Source organism: Halosimplex yunnanense (genome assembly GCF_054504345.1).
The window spans coordinates 20,122-34,529 of record NZ_JBTJEL010000025.1 but is presented as its reverse complement, the minus strand read 5'-3'; the positions used below and the strand labels follow the sequence as shown (position 1 = coordinate 34,529).

General features: G+C 60.1%; 10 protein-coding genes. All 10 read right to left on the bottom strand.

Annotation, left to right across the window (positions count from 1 at the left end):
• Positions 1-18: 18 nt before the first annotated feature.
• A complete protein-coding gene (locus AB2U09_RS01410; RefSeq protein ID WP_459190904.1) occupies positions 19-351 on the bottom strand; it encodes a DUF7558 family protein in 333 nt (110 codons plus the stop codon).
• The gene (locus AB2U09_RS01405) at positions 351-641 is read right to left on the bottom strand and encodes a DUF8069 family protein (protein WP_459190903.1); all 291 of its coding nucleotides are present in this window, start codon (positions 639-641) and stop codon (positions 351-353) included. The genes AB2U09_RS01410 and AB2U09_RS01405 overlap by 1 nt, the downstream gene beginning before the upstream one ends.
• Positions 642-789: 148 nt before the next feature.
• Positions 790-1,125: a DUF8030 family protein gene (locus AB2U09_RS01400; protein WP_459190902.1), complete on the bottom strand. Its 336-nt coding sequence runs from the start codon at positions 1,123-1,125 to the stop codon at positions 790-792.
• A gap of 202 nt (positions 1,126-1,327) precedes the next feature.
• Positions 1,328-2,587 (bottom strand): phage NrS-1 polymerase family protein, encoded by a 1,260-nt coding sequence (locus AB2U09_RS01395; RefSeq protein WP_459190901.1) that lies wholly within the window; start codon positions 2,585-2,587, stop codon positions 1,328-1,330.
• A 447-nt stretch (positions 2,588-3,034) separates the two neighbouring features.
• On the bottom strand, positions 3,035-7,372 hold the full coding sequence (locus AB2U09_RS01390; protein ID WP_459190900.1) for a type IV secretory system conjugative DNA transfer family protein: 4,338 nt from the start codon (positions 7,370-7,372) through the stop codon (positions 3,035-3,037).
• Positions 7,365-9,572 carry a VirB4 family type IV secretion system protein gene (locus AB2U09_RS01385; RefSeq protein WP_459190899.1) on the bottom strand — a complete coding sequence of 736 codons (2,208 nt, stop codon included), beginning with the start codon at positions 9,570-9,572 and terminating at the stop codon, positions 7,365-7,367. Before AB2U09_RS01385 ends, AB2U09_RS01390 begins: the two co-directional genes overlap by 8 nt.
• Entirely contained in the window at positions 9,565-10,686 is a 1,122-nt protein-coding gene (locus AB2U09_RS01380) for a TraC-like domain-containing protein (RefSeq protein WP_459190898.1), read from the bottom strand. The genes AB2U09_RS01385 and AB2U09_RS01380 overlap by 8 nt, the downstream gene beginning before the upstream one ends.
• A 2-nt stretch (positions 10,687-10,688) precedes the next feature.
• Positions 10,689-11,804, bottom strand: coding sequence for a TrbL/VirB6 family protein (locus tag AB2U09_RS01375; protein WP_459190897.1), 1,116 nt, complete (start codon positions 11,802-11,804; stop codon positions 10,689-10,691).
• Positions 11,805-11,806: 2 nt separating this feature from the next.
• Complete coding sequence (locus AB2U09_RS01370; RefSeq protein ID WP_459190896.1) at positions 11,807-12,664, bottom strand: hypothetical protein; 858 nt, start codon at positions 12,662-12,664, stop codon at positions 11,807-11,809.
• Complete coding sequence (locus AB2U09_RS01365) at positions 12,661-14,394, bottom strand: DUF8186 domain-containing protein (RefSeq protein ID WP_459190895.1); 1,734 nt, start codon at positions 14,392-14,394, stop codon at positions 12,661-12,663. Before AB2U09_RS01365 ends, AB2U09_RS01370 begins: the two co-directional genes overlap by 4 nt.
• Positions 14,395-14,408 lie beyond the last annotated feature (14 nt).

Genomic DNA, 14,408 nt, shown 5'->3' with positions numbered 1-14,408 from the left:
TTCCACGGAGTCACTTATTCACGCCCCCTCTCGGACGAGATGCTGATCGAGATTGCGCGTCCAATACGTTGCGGGCCCGCCAGGACTACATCGCGCACACAGCTGGAGCGGCCCCTCGAGATGGCCGAATTCCACCCGGAAGCGGGTGAGTGCCGCGAGGACGTCGACGACGAGCCCACACCCATCGCAGGCGTGGTGATCGCGCTCCTCGGGAACCGGCCGCTCTTGGACGGCACAGTCGACACAGATCGGGTGCGTCACCCGTTCGTCTTTCCCCCACGTATACGCCACGCCCATCTCTGCGCCGGGGCGGGCCTCGCAAAACGCACACCCCGAGAGTGTCTGTTGCATCAGTCGTCCTCCGGGTCGGCGTCGGTGGCGGCCTGCCAGCCGCGATGGAATACAGCGAGTTGGATAATCGAGTCGAAGGCCTCGCCACTGGGGTCGTGAACGAGGACTCGCTGGTCAGGGATCGGCCTCACCATATCGTCCTCGATGAGATCATTCACGAGGTGGCGGGCACTCCGCTCGTCGATGTCCGCCGTCGAGACCCGGGCCGCATCCCGGTCCTGGGCAACGAGTTCGGTTTCGAGTCGTTCGTAGTCGTCTGTCGTGTCGTCGAGGATATCAGGTCCAGTCATAGAAGCTCACGCGCTGGACGCGTTTCGAGCGCGCCTCACGCCTTCTGGCGCAGACAAACCCGCAGGCTGGAGAGCTGACAGGCAGGTGAATGACTCAGGCTCTCACTATGATTAACCAACACTTTCCGAAGTCTCTCGCATTTGTTGGTTAACGCTCCTCGTATCCTGAATCCGGTCGCAGTTGCTGCGTGGGCTTCACACTGAACGTATCTGGTTTGGTGACTGGCTTGGCGTGGCTTCGATTCGTTGCCAGCGACCCGGAGCGTGAGAGCTGCCAGACCAGCTTGTCGCGGACCGCTTCACGCGTGATCTGCGTCTCGTCCCACCCGAGGCGCTCGTCGTACCGACGCTTGATGAACTGCTGGCCAGTCGCCTCGGCGGCGACGTACTGATCGATTGTTGTACCCCACGCGTTCGAGGACCGGTACTCGGCACCGACGTCCTCGTGGGTGAGCTCGACGAGGACACACTCGACGAACGCCACGATCGACTCGTCACGCCGGTCGTTGGGGACGTCGAGTCGAAGGTCGGCCCATGGCGCTGTCGCTGCGCCGGACTCGGCTGGGAGGGGGTCGATACGACGGTTTGGGTCGCGCTGTCGCTCAGAATGCATATGTTGTTCCGGGGCAGTTCGATACCCCGTCACCCCTGACCGGGGTGAAAAACGCTCCATCGCGGTCGCACCGTTACTCTGAACGCCCGCCGAATAATCGTCCCCACACGGATCGTGTCTCTGACTCGCTACTACTTTCCCTTGTGGTAGCGGCTTGCTCGCCCTGGGACTGCCCATCCTGCTGGTCACGGGTGGCAAGTTCGTCGGTGAGCCGCTCAATCTCTGCTTCGAGGGTGTCGATCCGCTCGGTTTTCTGTTCGAGCGTCGCCTCGAGTTCGTCGACGCGCTCGCTCAACAGCCGATTCTTCTCGGTCAGGTACGCGCGACTCCGCTCTGAATCGTCACGGGCGTCGGCAGACGATTCGGCAGAGCTGGTGTCGCGGTCTTCGGTATCATCGGCGGTGTCCGGGTCGTAGAACTCGGAGGTGGTCGCAATCGCTCGCTCGACGGTCTTCTCTCCGTACGTCGACCCATCGGCGTAATGGACCTCGTCCCACTTCTCTCGATGGAGCTCTGACTGACGGAACAGCTGCTCCATCTGCGTCCGGTCGCCGCCGGTCCAGAACGCCAGCAAACAGCACAGCGCCATGTCGGCCTCGGACTGGCTGTCGTAGCCAACCATATTCCCGTTCCAGAGCCGCTCGAACTTCTCGCCGTTCGACGCATTCGTTGCTTTCTCGAGGAGTTCCTCATCCTCGAGATCAACGTTGACGTCCGCTGTCCCGATCGTTGTTGATTGGTCGTCAGCGCCACCACGCTGTTCGGACTCGGATGCTGTGTCACTCTCGGTGTCTTGGACGTACTCGCGGTGAATCGCCACGAGCGCGTCCTGTCGACGTGCAACGCGTGTGGGTGTCCGCTCGACGTGGTCACCAGTGACGGTGAAAAACCGCGCCGTGTCGTACAGTTCGATGCTCCCGCGGCGATTCCGCCCCTCCGGGAGTTCGCCGGTGATCAGGACGTGATAGCCGGTGCCGGACGGCGATACCTCCGTATAGGAGTCGAGTCGTTCGATGATATCAAGCGCCGCGTCGTCGACGTCGCCGGTTTCAGGATCACGGCAGTCGTCCAGGTCGACGCCGACGATGGGATCGCCGTCGGTAAACACGAATCCGACGCCATCGGCGTGTGCCGTCTCGGTGTACTCAAGTGCTGCCTCGAAACTCGCCCAGGTCTCCGACTCTGTCGATGACGCGAACCCCCTAGCCCCCGGTGTCACCGGAATCTTCGACGGCTTGCCGTCTCGCTCCTCTTCGCGCCAGCACACCCACTGCTTGCGTTCGCGCAATGTCTCCGGAATTGCCTCCGGCTCGTCGACGATCGGGTCACTCATTCTCATACAGCACCTCGCATGGCTCTCACTGGCTCTGAGCCAGCACAGAATTCACGCTGCTCTACGTCTCGATCCAATCCCTTGGTCCCAACGGGGACCCCCCGTTCTATCCTAGTTGGCTTTCGCTCAGCGATTCCCCTGACCAGCTTCGCCGTCTGGTGATTTTTCCCCTGACCACTGATACGGTTGAGAGTATCTCTCTTTAGTTTCCCCTGACCAGCGGCGCCGTACTGCGATTTCGTATGGTCATCTGGGGGTAGATACTGTTGGCCTTCCCAGATGCCCTGACCGGCGGTTCTGTCTTGCGATTTCCTCGGTCGATACCCGGGAATCAACTCTAGGTTCACTTTTTCCCGTGCTGTCACTGGTTGTTTCCCCTGACCGGCCACGCCTTCGGTCGGTTTTGTGTTGAGTTGTCTCGAATTCAAGTGCCTCATAGATTTTTCCTCATTCGATCAACTGCTTTCCTGCTGGCGTGAGCGAAATACCTGTATAGCAGTTCACGCGGCTCCCGTTTTGACGAATCCGACTCGTGTCATAGGTCACGAAATCCCCGAGAGAACGGGAGAACCACGCTTTTGACTGAACGTCTTTGTCGTGTCTGATTGCCCAGATCCGATACGCATTATAGAGATCATCTTTCGGGAGTTTCGCGTCCTCGTCTTCGGTAACGTACACATCGACGAACGATTCGAAATCGTCCGCCTCGAGGTCGGGCTCACTCCCGCCAGTCTGGGGATTTCGCTCTGAGGAATCCTCCGCTTGGCCACTATCTTCGTCGTCGTTTTCGGAGTCTCCTTCAGCTTCATTCTGGACGGTTGAGTGATTAAGTAGGGTTGCGAGAGGTTTCGTTGTCCCGTCCGTGTAGACGACCGGTGACCCCTCATCACCAAGAATCACGATTCCGTAGCTGTCGCGGCTATACTCTGGGATAGAGAACTCGTTTTCCGGAACGAACGGCTTCTTGATGCGAATCCAGTCATCTTCGAACGCCGATTTTGTCTCGTAGATGTGTTGCTCACCGTGCTCGTATACGACGTACTCGTCGGCAGCGTGGTCGTAGCTGTAGATGGCTGGCACGCGATCCTTCGAGAGGGTCGAAAGCGACGGGACACGGATGTGTTCCGTCCCGCTAGCATCACGAAGGACGATCTCGTCGCCATCACGCTGCCAGATGTTCTGAGTCCCGTTCTCGTCGCCGTTCGCCGGTCGCACGGCCGTCACCCCACCTTCTTCGGTCGCTCCGCCGTTGAACGTGAGATTCGAGTCGGTCGTGTAGAACCGTGTCTCACCATTCTGGAGGGTGCGAACGGGTGGCGTGAGAATGCCGTCGACACGCTCGGCCCATTCAGATTCGTCGTTTCCTGGTCGAACGACAAACAGCGGGATATCCCCTGCCTCTTGGGCTTTCCGGAGGTTCGTGAGTACCTTTGCGGGATTCTCGGGTGTCGTCGTTTCGACTTCGATGGCGAATCGGTCGGCAACGTCGGGGTGGCTCGCCCTCGCGTCAGGTTTCTCGCTGCCATCCTGTGCGAGGATCGAGACCGTGAAGCCGAGTGCGGTGAGCTCTTCTTCGATCTGGCGGAGTGCTGCGTCGTGGTCACTCCCCCCAGCTGCCTGCACGCCACCAGTATCGGGCATCGCGACCTCCTCTCCGGCTTCAGTGAGCCGGATTCGGAGTTCGTCGGCGTCGATATCGACAGTCGTATCGAGGTATCGTGATCGTTCTCGAATGTCCGCGAGTGCATCATACGACGGCGGTTCGGCGTCGACGTCGTCGAAGTGTCGTCTAAGTTCGTCGTCGACTGCTTCGACGGCCACCCAGCCGTTCTCATCACGGCATCCTTCTCGAAGCTGGAGACTCCGGACAACCTTCGCAATCGCACCGTCCAGGTCATCGCTCGCAATATCGAGGACATCGTGTCCGTCGGCAGGTGTGCTCGTTGTTGCGGTGTCTAGCTCAGCTGGCACACCGTGTCTGTCACTGATGTGTTCGTGCATCGCGGAGAGCGTCTCAGTGAACTCCTCCTCTTCACGCGCTGTGAGAGGGAATTCGCTCTCGGGGTGGCCCGGTGGAATCGGGAGTGGTTCGACACTGAACGGATACGGCCCCGTTTCACCGAACGTCGGGCTCGGCAGGCTGGCGATCCACTCCCCTCGTGGTAACGAACGAATCCGATTAGCGAAATCCGTGGGGTCCATCTCTTCGTGGGCCATCGCTCGCGCCAGTTCCCGGTCGACGTTGATTTTCCCGATGAGCGAACTGCCGATGTTGTTCAGGGCGTTCAGGTAGATCTTCCGCCCACCTTCAGCCTCCATCTGTTCGGGGAACTGCATCGACAAGCCGACTGAGAGCCGGAATCCCCGCCCTTTCTCGAGGAGATCGTTCATGATGTCGGAGACTACGACCGATGCTGCCTCGTCGACGAGCAGGTTCACGACGTAGTCGTCCGAGTGCTGGGAGAGCGCCTGTTTGCGGTCCTTGAGGGCTGCATCGAGATTGGTCAGGATCACCCCGGTCATTATCCGGGCGGCGTCATCACGGAGGTCCCCGAGGTCGAAGAGGATGACCGTATCCTCGTCGAGGACATCCCGAAAGTCGAACTGGTTCTCGGTATTATTGAAGATCTGCCGCAGGTGCGTATCTTGCGAGATGTAGGCCAGTCGGTTTCCGACGCCGCCCATCACGTTCGCGAAGGTGTTCGAATCTAACTGGAGCTGCCGTCGAATCGTTCGCGTGACTTCCTCGTCGCTCGACCGTGGAGCGTCGCCGATGTTTTCGTTCGGTGGTCCGGCCTCCCAAAGCTGGTCGACGACGTGTTCGAGCTGTCGGTGGGCGAAGTAGTCCGTCGACGCTCGGTACAGCCCGTTCTCACGTCCGTATTCCTCGTCGAACAGTGCCTTGATGAGTGTCTTGATGAGAGTCGGGGCCACAGTCGCCCGCTCGTAGCGGTCGGTCCCCATCACGAGCTTCAAAATCTCCTCGTAGTGGTCGGCCTTCCGTTGGACGGCGTCTTCGCGGCGCCGTCCGCTCTCCATCGACGGTTCGAGATCGAAAAACGAGAACCCGGGGAGGACGTCCGGGATCGGGAAGTGGACGACGTTTGCTTCGAGGTCGGTCATTCCGAACCGACGCGCGTGAGCCCGCATGTAATTCTGGGCCATGTCGTCGTTCTTCGGGATGATGAGGATCGTCGGCCCCTCGGTGTTGTCGTACAGCGACAGCATATCGTTGATGAGGGCTTTCGACTTCCCAGAACCGGTTGTTCCGAATCGGCCGTAATGAGTGGGCAGCAGTCCGGGTGGAATGTGTGTCGGCACGTCTTCGGCCTCGCCGGTGTCGTCGAGGGCATACCCGATTGCCATCCCGTCTCGAAACTCACTCATGAGGTCCTGATGCGGACGGGGCAACGGATTCCGACTCTGCTGTTCCGCACGCGTCCCACGTGCCCCCTCGACAGTCAGCTGTTCCGAGGAGGGGACGAGGACGAAGTGCGCAAGTTCTCGGCCACTCAGCACGAACTCCGGTCGGGTCTTTCCACGTCCAGTCGTGATCTCACGGCCTAAGAGCCGTTGTAGCGCGGTTTGTGCGTGCTGTTCTTTCTTGGCCTGCCGCAAGCCGTTGTCGCGCACCCGTTCGGCCTCCACCTCGTAGTACGGCCCGTCGAGTGGATCGAAAACGGACGCGAGTGACTGCAACCGCTCGTCGAGTATCTCCCGCCCGTCATCACTGGCTGGAACGCCAAGGGCGCGAATATTCGCGGTGAACGAGCGCTTCGGGTTTTTCGCCTCGATGGCTCCGACGCGTTTTGCTTGTGTGCCACGCAATTCCTCCCGGCTTCGGCTGTCGGAACCGTCGTCACTCTCCAAGATTGGTCCGAAAAACCGCTGCGGCCAGGTATCCCGGCCATCGATGATATCTTCCTTACGAAGTTCGGCATCGCCCTGCCAGCTCTCGTGTCGCTGGAAGACGACCTGGAACGCGATTGGCGCGCTTGCCTCCGTCAAGTCATCGACGAGTGACGCGAGCGCACTGCCGGGCTGGTCGACAGCGTCGGGACTCTCGTCGGCATCGTCGTCAGTGAACGGCGAAAGCGAAGACATCCAGTCCTGTTTCCGGGTCGCTGAGCCCTGCCACCGGACGCCGAGCGGGGAGACGGTCTCGGTCGCTGGCCGGGCGAGTACCGTTCCCTCCGATGTCATCGTTGGTTTCGTAAGCGTCGTGACCGGCTCATCCCTGGGAATCGTATCTGGTGGGGCGAGTTTGAGGGCGGTGTCTCCGAACTCGATGATGCGGTGGGCAGACGGATCGGCGTCCGTTCCTCCATCCGCGGCTGAGTCGGCGTCTGCTAGCTCGGTTTGATTCTCGTCGTCAGTAGCCAGTTCGTATTGCTCGTCAGGTCCGAATTCGTACTGGAGTCCGCCTGACTCATACTGATCGACAAAGGTCTCTCGGTCGAATTCGACAGGCTGCACGAGTCGGGATTCAACGTCGACCTCGACGTGTTCGATGTCGAACGTCGCGGGATAGATCGACCGGAGACGCTTCTTGAGAGTGTCCAAGTGGTCGTCGGCCCCGTAGTAGAACTCAACGGGCTCATCCGCACCTTCGCTGAGCGCGAGAAATTCGAATCGGGGCGGGGTCTCGCTATGTAGCGGGTTCAGTTTGTCGGCTAGCCCTGGGGAGTCCGTTGCGGTCAGTTTGTGGAGGCTCTCCAGTGCCTGTGGCAGCCGCTCCGAATCGAGCTGTTCGGATGTTGGCGTCACGCGGAGGTACTCACGCATCGTCACCACCTCCCGCTGCGCCACCATCAGTCTCTGTTGGCGTCCGCTCAGGTGTGTGTTGTCCGTTGTCGGTCGCTCGGCTTTCAATATCGTCTTGGAACGCCTGCACCTCCGCGTCCACAGCATTCTCACCAGTCCCGGGGAGTGAGTCTCGCCGTTGCTCGGTTGGCTCGAAGTCGATTACCTGTTTCTCCTTGGGCATCGCTTTGACCTGGATCCCACGCCACTCGCCGTCGACGCCCACTAGGGCCTCGGAGAAGCCGGCGTCCTCGTTACCAGGAACGGCATCCTGGACGAACCGCATCTGTGCGTAGTTCAGACCGAACTCGTCGGCCCACTCCTTGTCCATCCCGTCGAGACGGTGGAACTGCTTGACGGCACACTGATCGAGGATCGCCTCGGATTCGGCGTGCTCGAAGAACTCGTCGACGGTCTGGGTGACCAGCCGAATCGAAAGGTCGTGGTGTCGGTGGTGGCGGAAGACCGTCTCGAGAAACGCCAGACTCGCCGCGTCCTGCATGATGTAGCGGGCCTCGTCGATGTAGAACACGACCTCCTTGTCTGAGACCTTCGCTCGCTCGTACACCAGCGAGATGAGTAGCTGCATCGTCAGCGCGGTGCTGCTGTCGACGCTGCCTTCCTGCTGGGCGAGATCGAGGTAGATGACCTTCTCGTCCCGGATGTCGAAATCTGATTCCTGACCGAGATTGGCGTGGCGACCGTCGTCCTCGAAGGGCCGAAGCTGATCGAGCAACCACGTCGCGTCCTCTTTGATCTTCCCTGCCTCCTCGTCGGACCGCACGACGAACTCCTCAGGGTCGTCGACCATATCCTCGAAGACATCCATCATGTCGCGGATGGTCGGACTCGGATTGCTGTGCGTCGAGATGTCGTCGGTGATGCCCTGACGCTTGTAGGCACGTTTGAGGGCGAGTTCGAGCGTCGTCCGCCGGTCGCCCAGTGAGATGCCGCGGAGCGCGAAGAAGTTCGTGAGGAAGCTCATCGCGTCGTCGAGCTTCTCATTGAACGGGCTGGCGTCCTCGCCCATCGCCCGCTGGACGTGTTCGGGTGTCTCCCGAATCTCTAGGGGGTTGAGGCCGAGCGTCCCGCCGACGGTGATTCGCTTGGCGTCGAGCGCCTCTGAGACCCCCGCCCAGTTGTTCAACGGCTCGAGGATGATGCCGATACGGTCCTTGCTCTGCTCGATGGAGCGGATGAAGTTCTGCTTGGAACTGAACGACTTCCCCGAGCCGGTATCGCCCACGGTGAACATCGCGTACCCGTTGTCCCGGGCGAACGGGTCGATGACCACGGGGCTTTGATTGTCTTTGTGAATCCCGAACTCGACGCCGCCCTCCTCGAGAATCGTCGCGTTGTGCGGCGAGGAGAGTAACGCCCCGACGGCGCCGCCGAGCGCGATTGATGTCCGGCCGAACTCGTTGTCGCCGATGGGCGCGGCGGACTGGAGGGCGAGGTCCTGCCGGCAGATGGCGGTCTTCGGCGTGAGGTTCGCCGGGTCGTCACGGAGTGCACTCTTGACCGTCTGGACGGCGTCTCTGAGCTCGTCTTTCTCGTCGGCCCGCACGGTGATGAACATCCCCTGGTCGAAGACGTTCGCGCCGTTCTCGACGGCCTTGTACGTCGCTGCGGCCTCGTTGGCGCGCTCTTGGAGATAGGCACTCCGGATACTCTGTTCGAGGTCAGCATCGACCTGAAGGTCGTCAGCGATGTCCTGCAGTTCGTTGCGGGCTCGCTCTTGATTCTTCGGCGTAATGTGAGCCGTAAGGTCGAACTGCACGTCGGTCAGCTCGAAGAGGTCGCTCAGATACCCGTCGTTGGGATAGTCGGCATAGTTAGCGATGTACAGCGTCGTCGTCCACTGCTCGCCGACCCGTGCGGCTCGCGTTTCCCACTCGACAGCTCCGGGCGCGGTGACCGTCTTGTGCGACTCGGAGATGTCGTCGAGGAGCTTGCGTTCGGCCTCACCTTCTGTAAGTGTCTCCTCATCGAGGACATCGGTGAAGTCCACATCTGGTTCATCATCCGCTGTGAAGCGGTCCCAGAGGTACTTACTGCCGACGCCAAGGCCGAGACCCACCACAAGGGCAAGTACTGCACTCTCTGCTGGTGTGAGATTCTGGAGCCACCCAGCGACGGAGCCAAGCGCGCCACCACCAGTCTGGAGGATCAAGTTACGCATCGTGTGGGTCCTCCCGGCGCGAGTGGCCGATGATCGATTGGTCGCGAACGACACGTTCCGCCTCGTCGTAGTCGTGTTCGCGGCCGTTCCAGAAGTCCATATTCAGGACGAACAGCTCGACCGTGCTGAGCCGGCGGGCAGACCATCCCGACGCCTGCTGGATGAGTTCGGAGCGCACGTCGTTGACGCGACTGTCGAGTTTCTCGAACATCTGGACACGGCGCTCGACGTCGGTGAGGTCCTCGCGGCGGGTGACGAATGGGTTGAACAGGAAGCCGATGACCGGGAACTGGGTCAGCTTCTCGGCGGGGGTGCCCTCGTCGCGGAAGCGGTCGTACACTTCTATCGGGCTGACTTCAACGCCGATGTAGTACCGGACCTGCTGAATGCCCCGGTCGCGCATCTCCTTCGGTCGGGTCTCCCGGTACTCCTCGAGGAGTTCCCGGAAGATCGGGTTTTCTGTGACGTCTTCGTCAGTGAGGCGCTCCTCGATGGTCTCGGTGATCTGCTCGACGGGGAAGGAACGGGTTGTGGCGTGGAGTTTGAGCTTCGAGTCCAGCTCTTTGTTTGCGAACTCTTCGCCAGCATCCTGGAGTTGCGCCCAGTCGTCGGACATCGCGAAGTCCATGTTCGCTGGATCGATCTCGATGAACGCCTCCATCGCGCCGTCTTCACGCTGGATGGCACCAGCGCCCGGCCACGCCCGCTTGATGTTTGTGAGATCTTGCGTTCGCTCGTCCGGCTTGAACGGCGTGTAGTTCGCGAGTCCGCCCTCGTTACGCTCTGACTCGTTGGTACTGGTGTCGGCGTCGGCGGGCGCACTGAAGGTGACCTGGGGCCGTTTGAGGTACCGATAGACGTCTTTGGTCCACGTCCAGGCGTTCAGGTGGGTTGGTGAGACGTAGATGACGGCGACGCCAAAGCCGAGCCCGCCAGCGACGAACGGGAGGGCGAGCGATTCGATCCCGGTGAGGCCCGCGAGAAACAGCCCAATAATGGGGAAGGCGATGAGCATGCCGACGTCACCTTCCTCGATATTGAGATACGGGATGCGGCTCTCCTCGCCGAACTGATCCATGATGCGCCGTGCGGCTGCGTCTTGATCTGCTGACATTGTTAGTGGATTCCTCGATCAAAGTCCATCCCGCGGTCGTCACTCGTCGATTCCGCTGTCGCTCCACCTGGGTCATTCTCTGTTCGACGGTACGATGGCGTCCCGCTATCGTCCGTTCCATGTCCACCGCGGGCAGCTGCTTTTTGTGCGACGGCGTGGCCAGCGGCGGCTTTCGGCCCCCACCGAGCGGCGGTCGTCGCGACGCCGGCGCCACCGACGTAGGCCCCGGCGGCGACACCGCCGACGAGTGCTGCGCCTTTCGTCGCACCGCCGACGACTTTGGCCGTCAACGGGGTCGCGTATTTGAACGTCTTCCAAGTCAGGTAGAGTGCGATCAGGGGGAGTGACGCGGCAACCAGATACCGCAAGAATGGGCTACTTGGGGAGATTGCGTTCTGAGAGTACAGAAGATCGTATCCTTTGAAAACTACCGCTGCCGGGAGAGGCAGGACGGCTAATGGCACGAATCGCTTACTGAACCCCATGGCGATATCGGAGAGGACGGGAATGTTCCCATATGCAAGAGCGAACGCAATCGGCATCCCATATACGTAGACGTACAGCAAGACCTCACGGATGTAGTAGAGCGCCTCTAACGCCCACATCGAGAGCCCTCCAATGAGAGCAAAGACGAATGAAAGCCCCGGATTGGTGAGGGAGACCTCCAAGAAGTTGAGCATCGCATCACCCAGAGAGCTCAAACTCGGCATCAGGGCAATCGTGAACCCGTCCACGATGTAGAGTGCAAGGATACTCACCCAGTACCAGGTGATGATGAGGAATGCACCGACCCAAGCGGTTTTCTTGGTGCGTCTGGACTCGTAAGCACTCCCGATATTGAAGATCCGTACTGTGTGACGACCTTGGACGCACATCACGAGCAGAAGTAGCGAGATCAGCATTATCTCGCCACCGACCAGTGCATCCTGAATTGCTGGCCAAGGAGCGTTATTGGGATTGCCAAACACAAATGCACCATCTGTCTCTGGTGTAGGCGTCCCGAACATCTCCTCAGAGAGAGTCTCATATCCGGACCGCAGGCCGTCCATGAAGAGGCCAATTACCCAATCGACGACCTCTTTGAAGCCCTCCAGAACGATGTCGATAAGATCAACCATGGTTAGCCCTCGCTGATGGTAATTTCGCAGTTATCGGACTCTTGGGACGCTGAATACTGGATACTGTACGTTTTGGTGATTGAATCTCCTCCAACTCGGGTTTCGAGGATGAGGTCGAACTCACCAGTCTTCGCCTCCTCTGAACAGGACGTACCTGCTCCGGGAACGAATGCGAATGGTGAACGCGAACTGTATATCGTGACTCGTTCTCCGGGGGCGATTATGACCTGTTCAACTTCTGAATCTGATTTGGGGTCATAGATCCCGCTTACATCTTCATCATCCGCATAGTTCGTCCCCTCCTCGTCGGACGGATAGGGAACATCACCGATGAAGAGCAGTTTTGTAACCGCATCGGGACCAGTCCCCTGATTTTCGAGAGTTACGAACGCTTCCTCCTTGATCTCGTTTTCCGAACCGTTCCACATCTTCTCAGGTTGGTTTCTGCCAGTCCCCATCTCCACGATCTTGAGGTCCGGCTGGATTGTCACCGAGCTCTTCCCAACCTCTTCCTCATCTCTGAGAGCGAACACCTCGTACTCGCCTGGCTCGTAGGATGTTCCAAGGTCGAAGGACACTTGCTGTGAGCCTGCAGCCACTTCCCGCTGACCGAACAACTCCCCATTCGGTTGTATGAGGTTGATCTGGTCGAACTCTGAATCTGATGTGAATTCGACCACGAGTGCTGTCCCGTCGACGGTCACCTGCTGGAACACACCCGATCCACTCGATGGGCTTTCGCTACCATCTGGGGGCGTGCTTCCGTTATCATCCAGACACCCGGCCACGCTCGCCAGAGCGGCACCGGCGACTGTTTGGAGGGCGATCCGTCTGCTGATGTGGGGATTGTCTTGAGTCATTGGTTTTGTCCGAAAATATCTTCTGCGCCAAACATCCGCAGGAGTCGCTTGCCGGCGTAGAACATCACGAAGAACGGCAGGAGCTGCCAGCCAACCTCAAAGATGAGGGCGAACCAGCCCTCAATAGTCCCGAGGGGATGCCAGCGCGCCGTCGCGGAATCGCTCACGTACGCGGGATTATGGCCGATCCACGAACCTGGATGGTAGCGGGCCGTGTAGATCCCTGGCTCGTCGATCGTCATGACTGCCACGCCGGATTCGTTGGTCTCGACACGCTGGTCTGCGACAGTAATGTAACCACTTCGGGTGGTTCCGCCAATCGGGTACTGGCGGCTATCATCAAGCGTGATCGGGGCGCCAGTCTGATTGTCCCGTAGTTCGATCCGCAGTGTCGCCTGTGACTGGTTTTGCTGGAGAACCTCAACAGTCAGATTACTGCGCCGGAGCTGCCGCTCGGAGCCAGCGTCAGGTGCCACAATCGAGGCATTCACTCCCCGCACAATACCTGCTACCTGGAGCGCGTCGCGGTCGACGCTCTCGGCGCGAACCGCAACACCGTATGTCGTCGTGTACGACTGGTTGACGATGTCGATGTTGATGTTCTCACCGAGAGTCCCGACCGGAGACGGTCGGTCAGTTCCCCAAGTGTCGATAATCTCTGGGCCATCGCGAACTGGTTCAGCACGCGGGCCGATTCGCGAAGGGTACGCGTGGACGTACACGGGGATCGCGTCAGACTCGACGGTGGCGCTGTCGGTCCGGTTCGACCTGACGAGCGTATCCCAGTTGGTGTTCCGAGCGGTGTAGAACCGCCAGACGCCACGAACTCTCGCATCACCGTCTTCGGTCAGGGTATACCCCTGCCACGGCCGGGACTGGAAGATGGCAACGCCAGCGTCACCGTTGGGATACTCGGCGTAGTAGGGATACGCCGAGAGGTCGTAGATCTCGACGTCGATTGAGTCCGAGACGTTGCGTGACTCCGTCCGGTAGGTGACGTCGACGTCCGTCCGGTTGCCTTGGTCGATCCGGGTAGTCTTTTTGAGCCGGACGCTGATCTCCGCTTCGAGCGTGAGATTCGCGCTCCAGTCATCCTCGAGCTGGTAGTCGAGGGCTGGCGTATGGGACCCGTCCTGGGTCGCGATGGTCTCACCGTCTTTCTTCAGCCGGACTTCTTCGATTTCGTGCTCCGTGAGCGACCACTGGATGGTCGTGTTCCTGGACGAACTGCCGTTCGGGACACGAACCCGATAGTCGACGAAGCCCCGCATCGTCCCGTTCGGCGCGATGTAGAGTGGGGTCTCTCCGGACTCGAGATGCCCGCGCGTGGAGGGCTGGACCGCGAAGATTGTGGCGTGGGCATCCTCGATGAAGACACCGTCCTCGAGGTCCGCGTGCGACGGGTGCACGGACGTGTCTGCCCCACCGGCGTCGAGGTCCTCGAAGTCGTTCCGGGTCCACGTTGCCGCGGTCGCCGGCGGGCGTTTGAACGTGATGTCTGTCCCGTTCGCAACTTGGTGGATGGCGGAGCGATTCTCGCCGTACCGCTGGCGGTACGTTTCTTGGCTGATGTAGTTGTCCGCATCGCGAGACCACAGCGTCGCTGATTCATTCTCAGTGAGCCCGTTTCCCTCCGTGCCCGGCCGTGGCGGGCTTGCAGTGACGAGACCCGTGACTAAACTCGTCACGAACAGGGCGGCCATCAGCACGGAGAGCTCTCGTTGTTTCATGGGGGCTCGCGACG

What these genes read in the sequence shown, in the direction of transcription:
- AB2U09_RS01410 (WP_459190904.1), bottom strand. Translation starts at nt 351, where the DNA reads ATGCAACAGACACTCTCGGGGTGTGCGTTTTGCGAGGCCCGCCCCGGC.
- AB2U09_RS01395 (WP_459190901.1), bottom strand. Translation starts at nt 2,587, where the DNA reads ATGAGTGACCCGATCGTCGACGAGCCGGAGGCAATTCCGGAGACATTG.
- AB2U09_RS01370 (WP_459190896.1), bottom strand. Translation starts at nt 12,664, where the DNA reads ATGACTCAAGACAATCCCCACATCAGCAGACGGATCGCCCTCCAAACA.
- AB2U09_RS01405 (WP_459190903.1), bottom strand. Translation starts at nt 641, where the DNA reads ATGACTGGACCTGATATCCTCGACGACACGACAGACGACTACGAACGA.
- AB2U09_RS01380 (WP_459190898.1), bottom strand. Translation starts at nt 10,686, where the DNA reads ATGTCAGCAGATCAAGACGCAGCCGCACGGCGCATCATGGATCAGTTC.
- AB2U09_RS01375 (WP_459190897.1), bottom strand. Translation starts at nt 11,804, where the DNA reads ATGGTTGATCTTATCGACATCGTTCTGGAGGGCTTCAAAGAGGTCGTC.
- AB2U09_RS01365 (WP_459190895.1), bottom strand. Translation starts at nt 14,394, where the DNA reads ATGAAACAACGAGAGCTCTCCGTGCTGATGGCCGCCCTGTTCGTGACG.
- AB2U09_RS01390 (WP_459190900.1), bottom strand. Translation starts at nt 7,372, where the DNA reads ATGCGTGAGTACCTCCGCGTGACGCCAACATCCGAACAGCTCGATTCG.
- AB2U09_RS01385 (WP_459190899.1), bottom strand. Translation starts at nt 9,572, where the DNA reads ATGCGTAACTTGATCCTCCAGACTGGTGGTGGCGCGCTTGGCTCCGTC.